Source organism: Acidovorax sp. GW821-FHT10E03, from assembly GCF_059415205.1.
Window position 1 is genome coordinate 32,991 of the sequence record NZ_JBWKMU010000003.1, and the last position, 17,752, is coordinate 50,742.

General features: G+C 67.0%; 13 protein-coding genes. 9 read left to right on the plus strand and 4 right to left on the minus strand.

Translation table 11 applies throughout. The features are described from left to right. The first annotated feature begins 203 nt into the window (after positions 1–203). The gene (locus tag AC07OD_RS05995; RefSeq protein WP_218294988.1) at positions 204–2,063 is read left to right on the plus strand and encodes an AMP-dependent synthetase/ligase; all 1,860 of its coding nucleotides are present in this window, start codon (positions 204–206) and stop codon (positions 2,061–2,063) included. Between the two features lie 178 nt (positions 2,064–2,241). Here the strand turns inward: AC07OD_RS05995 and AC07OD_RS06000 are convergent, their stop codons facing one another. After that, the gene (locus AC07OD_RS06000) at positions 2,242–3,372 is read right to left on the minus strand and encodes a saccharopine dehydrogenase family protein (protein WP_494595637.1); all 1,131 of its coding nucleotides are present in this window, start codon (positions 3,370–3,372) and stop codon (positions 2,242–2,244) included. Positions 3,373–3,543: 171 nt separating this feature from the next. On the opposite strand from AC07OD_RS06000, the gene AC07OD_RS06005 reads away from it, so the two are divergent. Next, a complete protein-coding gene (locus AC07OD_RS06005; RefSeq protein WP_218338559.1) occupies positions 3,544–3,996 on the plus strand; it encodes an Lrp/AsnC family transcriptional regulator in 453 nt (150 codons plus the stop codon). Positions 3,997–4,098: 102 nt separating this feature from the next. Here AC07OD_RS06005 and AC07OD_RS06010 read toward each other — a convergent pair whose 3' ends face one another. After that, positions 4,099–4,686 (minus strand): lysophospholipid acyltransferase family protein, encoded by a 588-nt coding sequence (locus AC07OD_RS06010; protein WP_218294985.1) that lies wholly within the window; start codon positions 4,684–4,686, stop codon positions 4,099–4,101. Between the two features lie 364 nt (positions 4,687–5,050). On the opposite strand from AC07OD_RS06010, the gene dusA reads away from it, so the two are divergent. Further along, entirely contained in the window at positions 5,051–6,067 is a 1,017-nt protein-coding gene (dusA, locus tag AC07OD_RS06015) for a tRNA dihydrouridine(20/20a) synthase DusA (protein WP_370627708.1), read from the plus strand. Positions 6,068–6,073: 6 nt separating this feature from the next. On the opposite strand, the gene AC07OD_RS06020 is transcribed toward dusA, so the two are convergent. Then, complete coding sequence (locus AC07OD_RS06020) at positions 6,074–8,881, minus strand: bifunctional diguanylate cyclase/phosphodiesterase (protein WP_494595640.1); 2,808 nt, start codon at positions 8,879–8,881, stop codon at positions 6,074–6,076. 251 nt (positions 8,882–9,132) lie between these two features. Here AC07OD_RS06020 and AC07OD_RS06025 point away from each other — a divergent pair, with 251 nt between their 5' ends. From AC07OD_RS06025 to AC07OD_RS06035, 3 genes are all read left to right on the plus strand, one after another. Continuing rightward, positions 9,133–10,227, plus strand: coding sequence for a GTP pyrophosphokinase (locus AC07OD_RS06025; protein WP_369642480.1), 1,095 nt, complete (start codon positions 9,133–9,135; stop codon positions 10,225–10,227). A 206-nt stretch (positions 10,228–10,433) separates the two neighbouring features. Next, positions 10,434–11,972 carry a polyhydroxyalkanoate depolymerase gene (locus AC07OD_RS06030; RefSeq protein ID WP_369642481.1) on the plus strand — a complete coding sequence of 513 codons (1,539 nt, stop codon included), beginning with the start codon at positions 10,434–10,436 and terminating at the stop codon, positions 11,970–11,972. 71 nt (positions 11,973–12,043) lie between these two features. Next, positions 12,044–12,697, plus strand: a complete 654-nt coding sequence (locus tag AC07OD_RS06035) for an RnfABCDGE type electron transport complex subunit B (RefSeq protein ID WP_492245290.1) — start codon at positions 12,044–12,046, stop codon at positions 12,695–12,697. A gap of 68 nt (positions 12,698–12,765) precedes the next feature. Here AC07OD_RS06035 and AC07OD_RS06040 read toward each other — a convergent pair whose 3' ends face one another. Beyond that, positions 12,766–14,256, minus strand: coding sequence for a methyl-accepting chemotaxis protein (locus AC07OD_RS06040; protein WP_492253239.1), 1,491 nt, complete (start codon positions 14,254–14,256; stop codon positions 12,766–12,768). Positions 14,257–14,424: 168 nt separating this feature from the next. Here AC07OD_RS06040 and dapC point away from each other — a divergent pair, with 168 nt between their 5' ends. The 3 genes from dapC (at position 14,425) to AC07OD_RS06055 (ending at position 17,722) form a co-directional block, all read left to right on the plus strand. Continuing rightward, a complete protein-coding gene (dapC, locus tag AC07OD_RS06045) occupies positions 14,425–15,630 on the plus strand; it encodes a succinyldiaminopimelate transaminase (RefSeq protein ID WP_218338553.1) in 1,206 nt (401 codons plus the stop codon). A gap of 16 nt (positions 15,631–15,646) precedes the next feature. Next, positions 15,647–16,480, plus strand: a complete 834-nt coding sequence (gene dapD / locus AC07OD_RS06050) for a 2,3,4,5-tetrahydropyridine-2,6-dicarboxylate N-succinyltransferase (protein ID WP_494595644.1) — start codon at positions 15,647–15,649, stop codon at positions 16,478–16,480. Positions 16,481–16,558: 78 nt separating this feature from the next. Further along, positions 16,559–17,722: a PilT/PilU family type 4a pilus ATPase gene (locus AC07OD_RS06055; RefSeq protein WP_218294963.1), complete on the plus strand. Its 1,164-nt coding sequence runs from the start codon at positions 16,559–16,561 to the stop codon at positions 17,720–17,722. Positions 17,723–17,752: the final 30 nt, after the last annotated feature.

The following is a 17,752-nucleotide window of genomic DNA, read 5'->3' on the forward strand; positions in this document are numbered from 1 at the left end:
CCGAGGCGCCGCGCCGGTGCCACGGATTTCGCGCGGCACGGGGCACACTGGGGCACATCATTCCACAAACCGGAATGCACCATTTGCAACGCAACAGGGTGTTGCGCCCCGCCCTGGTGCGGGCCCGGTCGTTATGATCCCCCGGGTTTCCACCGAGGCAACGGCGCGGCCCGCGCCCGACGCCGCCACCGCCGCCGAGTTCGATGACCCCCTCCCTTCCCGATATCGCCAGCGTCCAGACGCTGCCGCAGCTTCTTGCCTTGCGCACGGCCCTCACCCCGGACGCCGAGGCCTACCGTGCCTTCGACACCACCGCGCAGGCGTGGGCAAGCCTGACCTGGCGGCAGACCGCGCAGCGCGTGGCCGAATGGACGCAGGCCCTGGCCGCCATGCAGCTGCCCGCGGCCGCGCGCGTGGCCATCCTGCTGCCCAACGGCCTGCACGCCATGTGCGCCGACCAGTCCACCCTGGCCGCCGGCTGCGTGCCGGTGCCGCTGCACGCTATCGACAACCCCGGCAGCATCGCCTACATCCTCTCGGACTGCGAGGCCTCGATGCTCATCGTGGCCAGTGCCCAGCAATGGGAGAGGATCCGCGACACAGGCACGGAATTCCCCGCGTTGCGCGCGGTGATCGTGACCGAGCCGGACGCCGCCTTCGCCGCCACCCCGCCCTCGTCGCACGGCCCCGCCGTGGGCTCGCTGGCGCAGTGGCTCGAAGGCGCCGCACAGGCAGCGCAGCAGGCCTTGCCCCCCGCGCCCGGCCCGGACAACCTCGCCGCCATCGTCTACACCTCGGGCACCACCGGCAAGCCCAAGGGCGTGATGCTCACGCACCGCAACGTGGTCAGCGACGTGAAGGCCGTGCTGGAGCGCATCGCGCCCACGGTGGACGACGTGTTCCTGTCGTTCCTGCCGCTCTCGCACACGTTCGAGCGCACGGGCGGCTACTACCTTCCCATCGCGGCAGGCAGCTGCGTGGCGTATGCGCGCTCCGTGGCCCTGCTGGCCGAGGATCTGAAGACGGTGCGCCCCACGGTGCTGGTCTCGGTCCCGCGCATCTACGAACGCATCCACGCCAGGCTGCTCGAAAAGCTCTCGCCATCGCCCTGGAAAATGCAGCTGTACGAGGCCGCACAGAACAGGGGCTGGGCCCGCTTCTGCGCGGCGCAGGGTTTGCCGGCGCCCGCCCCCGAGGCCGGCAAGACTGCGGGAGGCTGGATGGCCGCACTGCCCTGGCCGCTGCTGCAAGCCCTGGTGGCCACGCCCTTGCTGGCCCAGTTTGGCGGCCGTGTGCGGGTGGCCGTGAGCGGCGGCGCCCCGCTGTCGCCCACCATCGCCAAGTGCTTTCTGGGCCTGGGCCTGCCGCTCATCCAGGGCTACGGCATGACGGAGACGGCGCCCGTGGTGTCCGTCAACGCACTGCACGACAACGATCCGGCGTGCGTGGGCAAGGCCTTGCCCGGCGTGGAAGTGCGCATTGGCGAGAACCGCGAACTGCAGGTGCGCGGCCCCATCGTCATGAAGGGCTACTGGAAGCGGCCCGAAGACACGGCACGCATCCTCGGCCCCGACGGCTGGCTGGGCACGGGCGACCAGGCGGACATCGTGGGCGGCCGCATCTACATCAGGGGGCGCATCAAGGAAATCATCGTCACCTCCACCGGCGAAAAAGTGCCGCCCGGGGACCTGGAGCTGGCGCTGCTGGCCGATCCGCTGCTGGAGCAGGCCTTCGTGGTGGGGGAAAACCGCCCCTTCATCGCCTGCGTGGCCGTCCTGCAGCGCGACGAATGGCAGCGCCTGGCGGCCGACCTGGGCCTCTCCGCGCAGGACGCCGCCAGTCTGAACCACCCCAGCGTGCACCGGGCCGTGCTGGCGCGCATCGAAAAAAACACCGCCAGCTTCGCCCGCTATGCCGTGCCCCGCGCCGTGCACTGCACGCTCACGCCCTGGACGATCGAGAACACCTTCATGACGCCCACGCTCAAGCTCAAGCGCAACAACCTGATGGCGTTCTACGCGGAGGCGATCGAGGGGATGTACCAGAAGCCGGGCGGGCGATAGACAGACAGGCAGGCAGGCACGAAAATCCGCCCGCCATCGCCAGTCCTCCGCCCGCAGCGCATGGGGGCCGGTCTTCCTCTGCCCGCGGGGCCGCGCTGGGGGTCAGCCGCCTGTTGGCTCACCGGCCTGCTGGTCCAGTCGCAGCAGGCGGCAAGGGTGTGTTGTTTTGGGAGGGGATCTACGCCGCCAAGGCCGTCCAGCCAGCCTCTGCCGCATAGGCCGCGCCAAACCGGTTCGCCAGAAAGTCCCGCAGCCGCACCGACTCCTGCCCCACGAACCCCTGCTGCGGCAGCCGCCCCTGTGCCACCAGGTCCAGCGCCGTGCAGATGCCCGCCGCCGTGGTGAGCTGGATGGCGCTCAGCGTGTGCCCTGCCACCTGGCTGCCGACGATGCGGGCGGAATACGACTCCTGCACCAGCCGGCCTCCCCGCAGGCCCGCGGCGGTGGCGAAGATGACGATCACATCCTGGTCGGTGGTGGGAACCGCGGTTTCCAGGATGTCCTTGAGCAGGTCGCGCCGGTCGCGCAGGCGCAGGTCGTTGAGCAGCAGTTTCAGGATGGCGCAATGGCCGGGATAGCGGATGGACTGGTAGTCCACCTGCCGCGCTTTCCCGGACAGTGTCTCCGTCAGCGTGCCCAGGCCGCCCGAAGTGTTGAAGGCCTCGTATTCCACGCCGTCGAGCGCGAAGGTCTCCAGGCCCTCCAGCGCCGGCACGGTGGTGCGCACACCATCCACGATGGCTTCGCAGGGGTTGCAGTATTCGTTGAGGAGGCCCTCGGTGCTCCAGGTCAGGTTGTAGCGCAAGGCGCCCTGCGGGTAGCGCGGCAGCGCCCCCACGCGCATGCGCAGGGTGTGCAGCGTGTCGAAGCGGCGGGCCAGGTCGTTGCCCACGACGCCGATGAAGCCTGGCGCCAGGCCGCACTGGGGCATGAGCACGCTGCGGGCACTGACGCCGAGTGCGCGGATCGCCTGGGTGCTCGCCACGTCCTCGGTCAGGTCAAAGTAGTGCACGCCTGCGGTTGCGCACAGCGTGGCCACGGATACGGCGCGGTGAAACGGCAGCGCGTTCAGCACGGCGAAACGGCCGTCGATGACCGCCTTCAGGCTCGCGTCGTCCGTCGCCAGCCGGGTGGATACGCCCAATGCGGCCACTTCGGCCAGGCGCGCCGGGTCACGGTCCACCACCAGGATGTCGTAGTCGCCAGCCTGCTGCAGCAGCAGCGCCATGGCAAAGCCGATGTGGCCCGCGCCGAAGATGGTGATGGCACGACGGGCGGCGGTGCTGGAAGTGGTGGAAAGGATGGTCATGGCGGTGCTCCCGGTGGTGCCCACCGCGTGAAGCGGTGAGAGGTGTTGCAGATGCCTTGATGCTAGGCAAGGGCGCTGTCAATGTGTAGTGCTTATATCGTCGAAAACTGCTCTTTGTTTTTTCATAACGGCGAATATGATGGACGTTATGACTTTCTGGAGAAATTGCCCATGACCCAGGCCCTGGACGACACCGACCGCCAGCTGCTGAGCCTGCTCCAGGCCAACGCCCGCGAGGGCACGGCCACGCTGGCGCGCAAGCTGGGGCTGGCCCGCACCACCGTGGTGGCGCGCATTGCACGGCTGGAGCGCTCGGGCGTGGTCGCGGGGTACGGCGTGCGGCTGGGGGCCCGGCTCGATGCCACCACCGTGCGCGCGTGGTGCTCCATCAGCGTGTTGCCCAAAACAGCGCCCGCCGTGTTGCGCGCGCTAGAGGCCATGGCCGAGGTCGAAGAGGTATCCGCCGTGAGCGGGCCGTTTGACTACCTGGTGTTCCTGCGCTGCACGAGCCATGAGCAGCTCGACACCCTGCTCGACAAGGTGGGCCAGCTCGACGGCGTGCACCAGACGCAGACCAGCATCGTGCTCAGCCGCAAGATCGACCGGCGCAGTGTGGGGGTGTGACGGCGGCTGCCGCCAGCGCATTCACTTCAATTTTCATAGCTGCCAGCGCTTTATGGATAAGCGCCAGAGGCCCATTTCATTGAAAAACCTTGGCAGGCAAACTCAGGCGTCGAACTGCGCCGGGTTCTTGCCCTGGATGGGCGCGTAGAACGCCTTGATGCTCGCCAGGTCGCGTTCCACATCGCCCGTGGGCTCGAACACAGGCCCCAGGCCTCCCACCTTGCGGCCGTAGTCCACGAAAGCCAGCACGATGGGTACGCCCGCCTGCTGGGCGATGTAATAGAACCCCGTCTTCCAGTGCCGCGTCTTGCCGCGCGTGCCCTCGGGCGGCACGATCAGCTGCATGGGGCCGTCCGCGTCCCGCATGGCCTGGGCCGAGCTGGCCACCAGGTTGTTCGCCTGCTCCCGGTTCACCGGAATCCCGCCCAGCCAGCGCATCACGCCGCCAAACGGCGCCCTGAACAGGCTCTGCTTGCCCATCCAGTACACCCGCAGGCGCAGCGAAAACGCCAGCATCAGCGTGTACGGCAGATCCCAGTTGCTGGTGTGGGGGGCGGCGATCAGCACGCTCTTGGCGGCGTGGGCGGGCAAGGCTCCCTCCACCTTCCAGCCCGTCAGGCGCAGGGTGGCGCGCGAGAAGGCGCGCAGCAGCGTGTTGACAACCGGCGTGTCAAAAATCGTGTGGTGCATGGGGAAACAGGGGCAGGCGGCGCCCGCGCGGAAGGCGGCTGCAAGGCAGCCAGCCACCCGGCAGGCATGGGGCAGGAACATCAAAAAGCGCCGCGAGTATCGCCGATGCGGCCTTGGCCCCGCCTTGCGGCAGGACAAGGCTTGGCGCCTGTCGCCACGGCGGGGACGCGGGGCGCTTTCATTTTGATAGCGGCAAGCGCTTGTGGATCAAGCGGCAGCGTCCTTTTTTTCTCATGACCACGGGCTGGCGCGGATCGTTGGCCAATGGGATAATCACGGCCCTCCCCTGCAGCCTCCGTCGCCCGCCCCGTCCGGGCGTGCCGCTGCGGGCCTTTCCCCCGTTCTCCTTGCCTGTTTGCCTGCTGTGGAATCCCCCGCTTTGAGCCCCTGGCGCATGTCCGTCGCGCCGATGATGGATTGGACCGACCGCCATTGCCGCTACTTTCACCGCCTGCTGACGCGCCAGACCTTGCTGTACACCGAAATGGTGAATGCGGGCGCGATCATCCACGGCGGCACCGAGCGCCACCTGCGCTTCAACACGGAAGAGCATCCCGTGGCCCTGCAGCTGGGCGGCAATGAACCCGACAAGCTGGCCCAGGCCGCGCGGCTGGGTGAGGAATGGGGCTATGACGAGATCAACCTGAACTGCGGCTGCCCCAGCGACCGGGTGCAGCGCGGCGCGTTTGGCGCCAGCCTGATGAAGGCGCCGCAGCTGGTGGCCGACTGCGTGAAGGCCATGAAGGACGTGGTGGCCGTGCCCGTGACGGTCAAGCACCGCATCGGCATCGACAAGCAGGAAGACTACGGCTTCGTGCGCGACTTCATCGGCACGGTGGCCGAGGCGGGCTGCACCGTGTTCATCGTGCACGCGCGCAACGCGTGGCTGCAGGGCCTGTCTCCGAAGGAGAACCGCGACATCCCGCCCCTGCGCTACGAGGTGGTGCACCAGCTCAAGGCCGAGTTCCCGCAGTTCACGATCGCCATCAATGGCGGTATCCAGGCCGACGAGGTGGTGCTGCAGCAGCTCGAACACCTCGACGGCGTGATGATCGGCCGCGAGGCGTACCACAACCCCTGGTGGATGGCGCGCTGGGATCAGCTCTACTACGGCAGTCAGGGTGGCACGCCCTGCCCCCTGACCCGCGAAGAGGTCGAGCTGGCCATGGTCGAATACATGGAGCGCGAGGCCGCACAGCATGGCACGCCCTGGCCCCACATCGCCCGCCACATGCTGGGCCTGCGCCACAGCCTGCCGGGCGCCCGCGTCTGGCGCCAGGTGTGGAGCAACCACCTGCTCAAGGACCGCCCCGCGCGGGAAGTGCATGCGCTCGCGATGCAGTCGTATGCGCCGTCCGCTGCCGCACAAGCGGTGGCATAGCGCGGTTCACGCCCGCGGCGCCTGTCTGGCCAGCCAGGTGTCCAGAGGCTCTGGCCTCCCGAACAGATAGCCCTGCAGGCAGTCGCACTGGCTGTCGGCCAGGAAGTCCGCCTGGGCGCGGGTTTCCACGCCCTCCGCCACCACGCGCAGGCGCAGGTGGCGGGCCACGGAAATGATGGACTGCACGATGGCGGTGTCGTCCGGGTCGTCGGGCGTGTCCTGCACGAAGCTCCTGTCGATCTTGAGTTCGTACAGCGGCAGCCGCTTGAGGTAGGCCAGGCTGGAGTAGCCCGTGCCAAAGTCGTCGATGGAAAAGCGCACGCCCAGCCGCACGATCTCGGTCATGCGGGCAATGGTGTCGTCCAGGTTCTCGATGAGAAGGCTTTCCGTGACCTCCAGGATGAGGTTCGCCGGCAGGGCGCCGGTGCGGGCCAGCACATGGCGGATGCGCTCCACGAAATCGTCCTGGCGGAACTGCCGCTGGCTCACGTTGACCGACAGCGACAGGCTGTGCCCCGCCGCCTGCAGGCGCGCCAGGGTTTCGCAGGCCTGCTGGATCATCCAGTCCCCCATGCGCAGGATGAGCCCCGAACTTTCGGCGATGGGGATGAAGCGGCTGGGCGGCACGGCGCCGCGCTCGGGGTGGTCCCAGCGCATCAGCAACTCGCCGCCGACCACCGTCCCGGCCGCATCCACCTGGTTTTGCACGAAAGCGGCCAGCTGCCCTTCCGCGTGGGCCTGCTTGAGGTCCTGCTCCAGGGCCAGGCGCTCCTGCACGTCGGACTGCATCGCAGCCTCGTAAAAGCGGACGCGGTTGCGGCCCAGGTCCTTGGCGCGGTACATGGCCGTGTCGGCCTCGCGCAGCAGGTCCTCCACGCCCTCGTCCCGCTGGGGAAACAGCGTGATGCCGATGCTGCCGGTGCTGCTGTAAAGATGGGTGTCGATGGTGTAGGGAGCCTCCAGCGCCAGCCGCATCTCCTCGGCCATCTGCAGGGCGGCCCGGCCGGCGGATTCCATGTCGGAGGCCAGGTTGTGCACGAGCACCACGAACTCGTCCCCGCCCAGGCGCGCTACCGTATCCCCGGGGCGCAGCCGCTGCACGAGGCGGTCGGCCACCTGCATCAGCAAGGCATCGCCCAGCGTGTGGCCGCGCGCGTCGTTGATCTGCTTGAAGTTGTCCAGGTCGATGTAGAGCACCGCGCCGACCTGGGCCGCTTTGCGGGCACTGCGCAGCGCCTGTTCCATGCGGTCGAGCAGCATGCGCCGGTTGGGCAGGCCGGTGAGTCCGTCGAAGTAGGCGAGCTGATGGGTGCGCGCCTCGGCCAGCTTGCGTTCGGTGATGTCGCGCGACAAGGCGATGAACCGTGGCCCGTCGCCCGGCGCCGCGCTTTCCTTGCGCGCAATGGACAGCTCGAACCAGTGCGTGGTGCCATCGAGTTCCAGCCGGTACTGCTGGCCGGTGGAATAGCCGGTGCGGTGCGCCTCCTGCAGCGCGGCATGGCAGCCAGCGGCCGCCTCGGGGGGCACCACGTCCGTCACGAGCCGGCCAAGGAACATCTCGGGCGGCAGCGCCAGCAGCTCGGAGCGCGCCGACCGGTAGTGGTGGATGCGGCCGTCCAGCCCCAGTTCAAAGAGCAGGTCGGGAATCGCGTTGAGGGTGCTTTCCAGGTCGTCGCGCGTGGCCCGCAGCGCGGCCGTCATGTCCAGCGCCAGCGCCACCGCCCTCTCGCGCCCCGTGGCCAGCAGCCACGTGAACCACGCCAGCAGCAGGCTCAATGCCGTGCCCATCACGGCCACGGGCAGGTGGCTGTTGTCCTCGTGACGCAGCTCGAACGCGGGCAGTGGCGACATCTGCAAGGTCCAGCGCCGCCCGCCAAACTTCAGCTCCCGGGTGGCCTGAAGCCCTGGGGCTTCCGCGGCGGGGGCCTGCGCCGCGGGCTCGGTGTTGGTGAACAGGCGCGTGCCGGATGCCGTGGGGCCCGGCACCATGCCGTCGAGGATCTGAAACCCGATGTCCGAATCGAACTCCCTGGCCATGCCGCGGACCACATCGGCAATGCGAAAAGTGGCGCTGACCCAGCCCACCAGTCCCGCACGCCGGCCATCGCCCGACCGCATGTCGGCCACGGTATCGTGCAAAGGCAGGTACATCGCCAGACTTGGCTCGCTGTCCGGGCGAAGCGCCAGCGGGCCGGACAGCGCCAATTCGCCCGTGAGGCGGGCCCTGTCGAGCGCCTCCCTGGCGGCGGGAACCGTCAAGGTGTCGAAACCCAGGGTGTCGAGGTTGCCACCTTCCAGCGGCTCGACATGGGTGATGGGCGCGTAGAGGGGCCGCGCTCCTGCGGGCCGCACGCTGTAGCCCGGAAAACCGCGCGTGCGCATGTCGTGGGTGTGCGCTTCAAGGGCCGAGGCGGGCAACTGCAGGATGAGCGCGATGCCCTGCAGGCCGGGCCGGGTCTCCTGCAGCTGCAGCGCGCCCACATAGGCTTGAAACTCTTCACGGTCAATGCGCTCCGACCCTTCGAAGTACCCCTTGACCCCGCGCAGCACCACCTCGTACGTCGCGAGGCGGTCCGCAAGGTTGTAGGCGATGTGGTCAGCCGCCACCTGGAAATTCTGCTCGCGCTTGGCCCGCGCGCCGCGCTCCTCGCTCTGCCAGTACAAAAAGGTCAACCCCAGCATGAGTGCCGCGACCAGGGGTGGCAGCACCACGGCCAGCCACCGCTGGCTGGCGGCGCCGTCCAGGCGCGAAGCCTCGCGCACGCCATCAGCCGCCGCAGGCGGGCCCCCTGGGGGATGCGGCGGCCGGGTCATGGCTTTCCTGGCCTTGCCGGGAAGGGCGTGGAGGACGGCGGATGGGACAAGGCGTGCGGGTTCCCTTGGACAGGTGGGGACAGATCGGCACCATTATCGGCCCCGGCCCCCCGCGGCAAAGAGGCAGGGGCGTCCCCACGGGCTTTCCGTACATCCTGCATCAGGCTCCGGCGCCGTGGCGGATATGCTTGCATGGACAGGCGCTACGCCAGCCCACCGATCCGAACCCACCCAGAACGCAGAGACACGGCATGCCATCCCTTGATTTCGACCTGGAGGAATCCCATTTCCGCGCGTTCTACGCGCAGCAGTCCGCCGCGCTGGAGGCGGCCTGCGCAGCCCTCACGGGCATGGTCGCGGCCGTGGTCACGCGTGCGGGAGGCGTGGACATCGCCAAGGTGGAAGGCCGGGTGAAGGAGGTGGATGAATGCATCCGCAAGTTCGTGCGCAAATATCGTCCGTCGCTGGAAGAAAGCAACACGGCCTACGAGATCCAGGGCTACATCACGGACCTGGTCGGCGTGCGCGTGGTGTGCCTCTATGAGGATGAACTGGAGAAGATCGCCCAGATCGTGCGTTCGCACTTCGCGGTGATCGATGTCACGGACAAGGTGACGGCGGTGGAAAGCACCGAGGCATCGTTTGGCTACAAGGGCCTGCACCTGGACCTCAAGCTGAGCACCGCCGAACGCGGCTTGCCCGAGCACGCGGCCTACGCCCACCTGCCCTTCGAGCTGCAAGTGCGCACCATCATCCAGGACTCCTGGAGCGTGCTGGACCACCGGATCAAGTACAAGAAGTCCATTCCCGGCCAGCTCAAGCGGCGCATCAATGTGCTGTCTGCCCTGTTCGAGCTGGCCGACCGCGAGTTCCGCCAGATCCGCGATGCCACGGCCGCGGAACTGCTCCAGGCGCCCGACGAGACGGAAGAACCCCTCGCCGATGCCGCACCCGACGACAGCAACCCGCAGGCTCCCAGCAAGACACCGGCGCCCAGCAGCGAGCTCAACGCGTTCACCTTCCTCAAGATCGCGACGCACTTCTTCAAGGACTTCGAGTTCGAGCCGTCCAAGGTGGACGGTTTCGTGGATGACATCCAGGTCTGGTCTCCCGGCATGACACGGGCACGCTTCAACGCGCTGATGCGCGAGACCGTGGGCGTGGTCAAGCGCTACAAGCAGCATTTTGAAGAGCAGAACCCCCAGGCGAGCTTCAACCCCTACACCGTGATCCGGCACTGCCTGTACCTGAGTAACAAGGCGGCGTTCCGCCCGGCATTGCGCAACTCGGCGCGCGAATCCTTTGAAGCGTGGCTGCAGGAGCACGCGGAGCCCAGGCCGCAATAGTCTGCGAAAGGCATTCCACGGCCTCTCTCATTACCTTCTTTGCTATTGGGTTTGTAGCAAGGCGGGCTTGGGGCATCCGGCAGGAGCGGGACGTGCGCTGAACACCCCTCGCCTGTCGCATAGGTGACTGGTCATTGGTGGTTTTCCTCCATGCGCTTGTTACCAAGTGCTGCTATATTGCACTGCAACAAAACGGAGTTTCGCCCATGCTGTATCACATCTACGAAACCCAGCGCTCGCTGATGGAGCCATTTACCGATTTCGCACAGGCCGCTGCCAAGCTGTTCAGCAACCCCATGTCGCCGTTCAGCGAAAGCCCGTTGGCGCAGCGCATGTCCGCAGGCTACGAACTGCTGTACCGCCTGGGCAAGGACTACGAAAAGCCGGCGTTCGAGATCCACTCCGTGGATGTGGATGGCGTGGGCGTGGCGGTGCATGAACGCATCGAGATGGACAAGCCGTTCTGCGAGCTGCGCCGCTTCAAGCGGTTCTCGGACGACCCCGCGACCCTGACCAAGCTCAAGGCCCAGCCCGTGGTGCTGATCGTGGCTCCCTTGTCGGGCCACTACGCCACCTTGCTGCGCGACACCGTGCGCACCATGCTCAAGGACCACAAGGTCTACATCACCGACTGGAAGAATGCCCGCCTGGTGCCCCTGGCCGATGGCGAATTCCACCTCGACGACTATGTGAACTACGTGCAGGAATTCATCCGCCACCTGCAGGGCGTCTATGGCAATTGCCATGTGATCAGCGTCTGCCAGCCCACGGTGCCGGTGCTGGCTGCCGTGTCGCTGATGGCCAGCCGGGGTGAAACCACGCCGCTGAGCATGACCATGATGGGGGGGCCGATCGACGCCCGCAAGTCGCCCACGGCCGTCAACAACCTGGCAACGAACCGCAGCTTCGAATGGTTCGAGAACAACGTGATCTACCGCGTGCCAGAGAACTTCCCCGGCGCAGGGCGGCGTGTGTACCCCGGCTTCTTGCAGTACACCGGCTTCGTGGCCATGAACCCTGACCGCCACGCCAGCAGCCACTACGATTACTTCAAGGACCTGATCAAGGGCGACGACGCCAGCGTCGAGGCCCACCGCAAGTTCTACGACGAATACAACGCCGTGCTCGACATGGACGCGGACTACTACCTGGAAACCATCCAGACCGTGTTCCAGGACTACAAGCTGGTGAACGGCACCTGGGACGTACGCTCCCCCGAAGGCAAGATCGAGCGCGTGCGCCCGCAGGACATCAAGACCACCGCGCTGTTCACCGTCGAGGGCGAACTCGACGATATTTCAGGTTCGGGGCAGACCGAGGCCGCGCATGACCTGTGCAGCGGCATCGTGCGCAAGGAGCAGCGCCACCTGGAAGCCAAGGGTGCAGGCCATTACGGCATCTTCAGCGGCCGGCGCTGGCGCGAAGTGGTGTACCCGCAGGTGCGCGCCTTCATCCTCCAGCATGAACAGCCCCAGAAAAAGGCCGCGGTACCCGTGACGGAAACCCCGGACGACAACCCCCCCAGCCTGGCGCCAAAAAAGGTCGCGGCCCCCAAGGCCGCCGCCAGGACGGCTGTGAAAGCCGCAGCGCCCGTGGCCACCCGCTGGGTGGCCCCCGCTGGCAACCGCACCAAGCCCACGGGAGCGGCGGCGCCCGCCGAGGCAGACCCGGTCGCGGCGGCCAAGGCGACCGTCAGCGCCGCAACGCCATCCCGCACCCGCCGCAGCGCGGCCCGCAAGGCTTGAGCGTACCGCCGCACATTCCCAGCCCTCCCCCCGCAGCACCGTCAGCGCTTGCGGTGCGGATTGACGCGGCATTGCCCCAGACGCAATGCACGCGCTGCGGCTACCCGGATTGCGCGGCATACGCCCACGCCATTGCGGAGCATGGCGTCCCCATCAACCAGTGCCCTCCCGGCGGGGCCGAGGGCATTGCCCGCCTCGCCGCCATCACCGGGCAGCCGGTCTTGCCGCTGAGCGCCGAGCATGGCACGGAGGCCCCGCGCGCCGTGGTTTTCATCGACGAGGCGTGGTGCATAGGCTGCACGCTGTGCATCAAGGCCTGCCCGACCGACGCCATCGTGGGTACCCACAAGAAAATGCACACGGTCATTGAGCCTTACTGCACCGGCTGCGAACTGTGCGTGCCTGTGTGTCCGGTGGATTGCATCCACATGGAAAACATCAGCGGTGCCGCCACTGGCTGGTCCGCCTGGTCCGCGCCGCTGGCCCAGCAGGCACGCCAGCGCTATCAGGCGCACCGCGAACGCCTGCCCCTGGAGGCGGTGGTGGAAGACAAGGATTTTCCCGAGATCAACGGGGCTGCCATGCCCACCATAGCCTCGGCAGACCACAATCCGTCCACCTCTCTCATCCGAGGCGAAGAGGACAAGGCCCAGGCACTGCGCCAGGCCGCCATTGCCGCCGCGCTGGAACGTGCCCGCCAGCGGCGCGCCCAAAACCCGCGCTAGACGCACAAGGCAGTGAGGAGGCCTCCGCCCTTCCTTCTGCCTTCTGCACAGAAGCCCGCCAGGTGTGCTCAGCGCGCCGCCAGCGCCTTGTACACCCCACACCCCACATACAGATCTCCCACGCGGCTGACATAGGACATCTTTGTCTGCACCGCGCCGGTGGAGGGGTTGGTGATGTTGTACTCCACCCAGCCCGGGGCATGGTCGGCCTGGCCGACAATATCGCTCACGAGGCGGTCCCCCGCGATGCCCGGGATGTCCTGTACGCGTGTGCCCACCTTGGCGGTGTTGCCACCAAAGGCAAGATAGGTGCCGGCGGTATCCAGCACGAACACATACATGTCCCGGTCGTGGTATGGCTGGCTCTTGTCGGTAATGCTGCGCAGGAACTGGTCGCGCGAAGTGCTCTTGTGCAATGCCACTGCCCTGCTCACCAGCGCCACGGCCTCCTCGGCGGTGCCCTGCTGCAGGCGAAATGCCGACACCGCGCGCGACAACGTGGATGCCCGGCTCTCCAGGGCTTCGGCCTGTTGCACGGCATGGCCCACCATCTGGGCGTTGTGCTGGGTGATCTGGTCCAGTTGCTGCACGGCGGCACTGACCTCGCGCAGGCCCGTGCTCTGCTCGGTGCTCGACCCGGAGATCTCGGACATGCTGGCCGCCACGCTGCGAATACCTCCCGCCATGTCGGAGATGCCCTCCCCGGCCGAACGGATCAGGCCTGCGCTGGTCTCGACCTGGCTGACCGAGGCGCCGATCAGCTCGCGGATTTCGTGCGCCGCATCGCTGGACCGCTTGGCCAGCGTGCGCACCTCCGCGGCCACCACGGCAAACCCGCGGCCCTGCTCGCCCGCCCGTGCGGCCTCGACGGCGGCGTTCAGGGCCAGGATGTTGGTCTGAAATGCAATGCTGTCGATGACGCCGATGATTTCGGTCATGCGCCGCGCCCCTTGCTGGATGGCCTCGACCGATTGAACGGCACGTGCCATGGCTTGCGCGCCCGCATCGGCCGCGCTGCGCACCTGGGCGGCCCGCGCGTCGGCACTCTGGGCCGTCTGTGCGTTGTTCTGCACGGCGGACGACAACTGTTCCACGCTGGCCGCTGTCTGTTCCAGATTGGCCGCCTGCTGCTCGGTGCGGTCGGCCAGGGACCGGTTGCCCTCGGCCAGGCTCTGGCCCGCATGGGCCACCAGCGCCGCGTTGCTGCGGATGTCGGCCACCATGGAGGAGAGCGTGATCACCATGCGGTCGAGCGACTTCGCCATCTCTGCGACCTCATCGTGCCCATGGTCGCCGCGGGCCTGTGCGCGCAGATCCCCGCCCTGGGTCAGCTCGATGGTCCGCGCCAGCCCGGCGAGGTCGCTCGAGAGGCTGATGTAGAGCGCCAGCAGGGCATAGGCCACCGCTCCGGCACCCAGCGCGAACAACCACCAGGGCGATCCCCATGCCGCGATGGCGAGCGCGGCCGCCACCAGGAAACCCAGCGAGAGCAGTTTGCCAGGCAGATGCCACCTGCGCATCCACCAAAGTCCCGGACGCAGCGGTAGGAATCCTGACATCATGTCTCCTCTTGTCGTTCTTGCAACTGGCGCGAATCCTAGGGGCCGGCACTTACGGCGGATTGACAGACCGGGTGCAGGGGGCCTGCCGGGGCGCCGCCCACCCGGGCCCGCAGCCCGCGCATGCTGCGGCAATGGACCGGGCCCCATCGCCCATAATGGCGCCCCATGAATCCCCTGCTTTCCCATCTCCAGCCCTACCCTTTCGAGCGGCTGCGGCAGCTATTCGCGGGGGTGGCTCCCCCGGCAGCCTACAGTCCCATCAGCCTGGGCATGGGCGAGCCACGCCATCCTACACCGCAGTTCATCAAAGATGCACTTAGTAACAACCTCAGTGGGCTGGCGAGCTACCCGGCCACGGCGGGAGAGCCGGCTCTGCGCGAGGCCTTCACCCGATGGCTGAATCAGCGGTATGCGATCACCCTGGACCCCGCGACCCAGGTCCTGCCCGTGAACGGTTCGCGGGAAGCGCTTTTCTCGTTTGCGCAGACCGTCATCGACCCTTCACAGGGCCAGCCGCTGGTGGTCTGCCCCAATCCGTTCTATCAGATCTACGAAGGCGCCGCGCTGCTGGCGGGCGCCACCCCCTACTACGCGGCCAGCGATCCGGCGCGCAACTTCGCGGTGGATTGGGACGCCGTGCCGGAAACGGTGTGGCAGCGGACCCAGCTGCTTTTTGTGTGCTCACCCGGCAACCCCACCGGCGCGGTCATGCCGCTCGGCGAATGGAAGAAGCTCTTTGAACTGAGCGACCGCTATGGTTTTGTCATTGCCTCGGACGAGTGCTACAGCGAGATCTACTTCCGCGACGAACCTCCATTGGGCGGCCTGCAAGCCGCAGACCAGCTGGGCCGCGGCGGCTACAGGAACCTCATTTCCTTCACCAGCCTCTCCAAGCGCAGCAACGTGCCCGGCATGCGCAGCGGCTTCGTGGCGGGTGACGCGGCCCTCATCAAGGCGTTCCTGCTGTACCGCACCTACCATGGCAGCGCCATGAGCCCCATCGTGCAGGCGGCCAGCATTGCCGCCTGGGGCGATGAACAGCACGTGGTGGAGAACCGCGCGCGCTACCGCAAGAAATTCGCCCAGGTCACGCCCTTGCTCGCCGGCGTCATGGAAGTCGCCCTGCCGGATGCCGGCTTCTACCTGTGGGCCAAGGTGCCCGAAGCCCTGGGCATGGACGACGCCGAGTTCGCGCGCGCCCTCTTGGCTCAATACAATGTCACCGTGCTCCCCGGCAGCTACCTGGCCCGCGAGGCCCAGGGCAGCAACCCCGGCGCCCAGCGCGTGCGCATGGCCCTGGTGGCCGAAACCGAAGAATGCGTGGAAGCCGCGCTGCGCATCGTGCAATTCATCCAATCCCGTACTGCCTGATCTGATCGACAACGACATGACCCAACAACTCCAAACCCTCATCGACAACGCCTGGGACAACCGCGCCAGCCTCTCGCCCTCCGCCGCCCCCAAGGAAATCCAGGACGCTGTCGAGCACGTGATCGCCGAGTTGAACAACGGCAAGCTGCGCGTGGCCACGCGCGAAGGCGTGGGCCAGTGGATCGTGCACCAGTGGATCAAGAAGGCCGTGCTGCTGTCGTTCCGCCTCAAGGACAACGAAGTGGTCAAGGCCGGCGACCTGGGCTTCTACGACAAGGTGCAGACGAAATTCGCCCACCTCTCTGAAGAAGAGATGAAAGCCACGGGCGTGCGCGTGGTGCCCCCCGCCGTGGCGCGCCGCGGCAGCTTCATCGCCAAGGGCGCGATCCTGATGCCGTCGTACGTGAACATCGGCGCCTACGTGGGCGAAGGCACCATGGTCGACACCTGGGCCACCGTGGGCTCGTGCGCGCAGATCGGCGCCAACGTGCATCTGTCGGGCGGCGTGGGCATCGGCGGCGTGCTGGAGCCGCTGCAGGCCGGCCCCACCATCATCGAAGACAACTGCTTCATCGGCGCGCGCTCCGAAGTCGTCGAAGGCGTGGTGGTGGAAGAAAATTCGGTGCTGGGCATGGGCGTGTACCTGGGCCAGAGCACCCCCATCTTCAACCGCGCCACGGGCGAGATCAGCTATGGCCGCGTGCCCTCTGGCTCGGTGGTGGTCAGCGGCAACCTGCCCAAGACGGCCGCCAACGGCGCGCCCTACAGCATGTACGCCGCCATCATCGTCAAGCAGGTGGACGCGCAGACGCGCTCCAAGACCAGCATCAACGACCTGCTGCGCGACTGATCGCGGCTGACCGGCCCCGCACCTGACCGGCACGATCAGCGCCACCCTAGACAAAGACGACAAACAGAGGGACACCCCATGAGCACGATGGAACGGATTCTTCGCCTGATGGCCGAGAAAAAAGCCTCCGACGTCTATTTGTCGGCCAATGCGCCGGCGCTGATCAAGATCAACGGCGAGTGCGTGCCGATCAACAACCAGATCCTGCCGCCGGATGCTCCGCGCAACCTGCTCTCCGAAGTGGTCCCTCCGGACCGCATCGAAGAGCTGGAAGAAACCGGCGAGCTCAACATGGGCGTGCCACTCAGCGGCGTGGGGCGTTTTCGCGTCAGCGCCATGCGCCAGCGGGGCAGCTATGCGGTGGTGATCCGCTTCATCTCGCAGCAGATCCCGGAATTCAGTTCCCTGGGCCTGCCTCCCGTGCTGCGCGAGCTGATCATGGAAAAGCGCGGCCTCATCCTGGTGGTGGGCGCCACGGGCTCGGGCAAGAGCACCACGCTCGCTTCCATGATCGACACCCGCAACGAAGCGCTGACCGGCCACATCCTCACCATCGAGGATCCGGTCGAGTACCAGTTCAAGAACAAGAAATCCATCGTCAACCAGCGCGAGATCGGCAGCGACACGCAGTCGCTGCAGACGGCCCTGAAGAACGCGCTGCGCCAGGCGCCCGACGTGATCCTGATCGGGGAAATCCGCGACCGCGAAACCATGTCCGCCGCCATTGCGTATGCGCAATCGGGCCACCTGTGCCTGGCCACGCTGCACGGCAACAACAGCTACCACGCACTCAACCGGATTCTGTCGTTCTATCCCGTGGAAGTGCGGCCCACCATGCTGGGCGACCTGGCTTCCGCGCTCAAGGCCGTGGTGTCGCAGCGCCTGGTCCGCAAATCGGACGGCGGCCGCGTCCCCGCGGTGGAAGTGATGCTCAATTCCAAGCTGGTGTCCGAGCTGGTGGAGAAAGGCGATTTCTCCGGCGTGAAGGAAGCGATGGAGAAATCCATGGCGGAAGGTTCGCAGACCTTTGAGGAAGCGCTGGCGCACCTGATCATGGAATCCAAGATCGACCGCAAGGAAGGCCTGGCGTACGCGGATTCCCCCACCAACCTCATGTGGCGCCTGCAGAACGACTTCTCCCTGGCGGCCAATGCGGCCAAGGCCCAGAAAGAAGCGCGGGATACCCCGGACGACCAGCCTTCGTTCACCGAGATCGTTTTGGACGTGAAACCGGCTGCATGATCCCTCCTGAGTCGCCTTCGGCGCACTGCC

Excerpts from the sequence above, each read along its gene's own strand:
- AC07OD_RS05995 (WP_218294988.1), top strand. The coding sequence starts at position 204 with ATGACCCCCTCCCTTCCCGATATCGCCAGCGTCCAGACGCTGCCGCAG.
- AC07OD_RS06000 (WP_494595637.1), bottom strand. The coding sequence starts at position 3,372 with ATGACCATCCTTTCCACCACTTCCAGCACCGCCGCCCGTCGTGCCATC.
- AC07OD_RS06005 (WP_218338559.1), top strand. The coding sequence starts at position 3,544 with ATGACCCAGGCCCTGGACGACACCGACCGCCAGCTGCTGAGCCTGCTC.
- AC07OD_RS06010 (WP_218294985.1), bottom strand. The coding sequence starts at position 4,686 with ATGCACCACACGATTTTTGACACGCCGGTTGTCAACACGCTGCTGCGC.
- AC07OD_RS06020 (WP_494595640.1), bottom strand. The coding sequence starts at position 8,881 with ATGACCCGGCCGCCGCATCCCCCAGGGGGCCCGCCTGCGGCGGCTGAT.
- AC07OD_RS06025 (WP_369642480.1), top strand. The coding sequence starts at position 9,133 with ATGCCATCCCTTGATTTCGACCTGGAGGAATCCCATTTCCGCGCGTTC.
- AC07OD_RS06030 (WP_369642481.1), top strand. The coding sequence starts at position 10,434 with ATGCTGTATCACATCTACGAAACCCAGCGCTCGCTGATGGAGCCATTT.
- AC07OD_RS06040 (WP_492253239.1), bottom strand. The coding sequence starts at position 14,256 with ATGTCAGGATTCCTACCGCTGCGTCCGGGACTTTGGTGGATGCGCAGG.
- dapC (WP_218338553.1), top strand. The coding sequence starts at position 14,425 with ATGAATCCCCTGCTTTCCCATCTCCAGCCCTACCCTTTCGAGCGGCTG.
- dapD (WP_494595644.1), top strand. The coding sequence starts at position 15,647 with ATGACCCAACAACTCCAAACCCTCATCGACAACGCCTGGGACAACCGC.
- AC07OD_RS06055 (WP_218294963.1), top strand. The coding sequence starts at position 16,559 with ATGAGCACGATGGAACGGATTCTTCGCCTGATGGCCGAGAAAAAAGCC.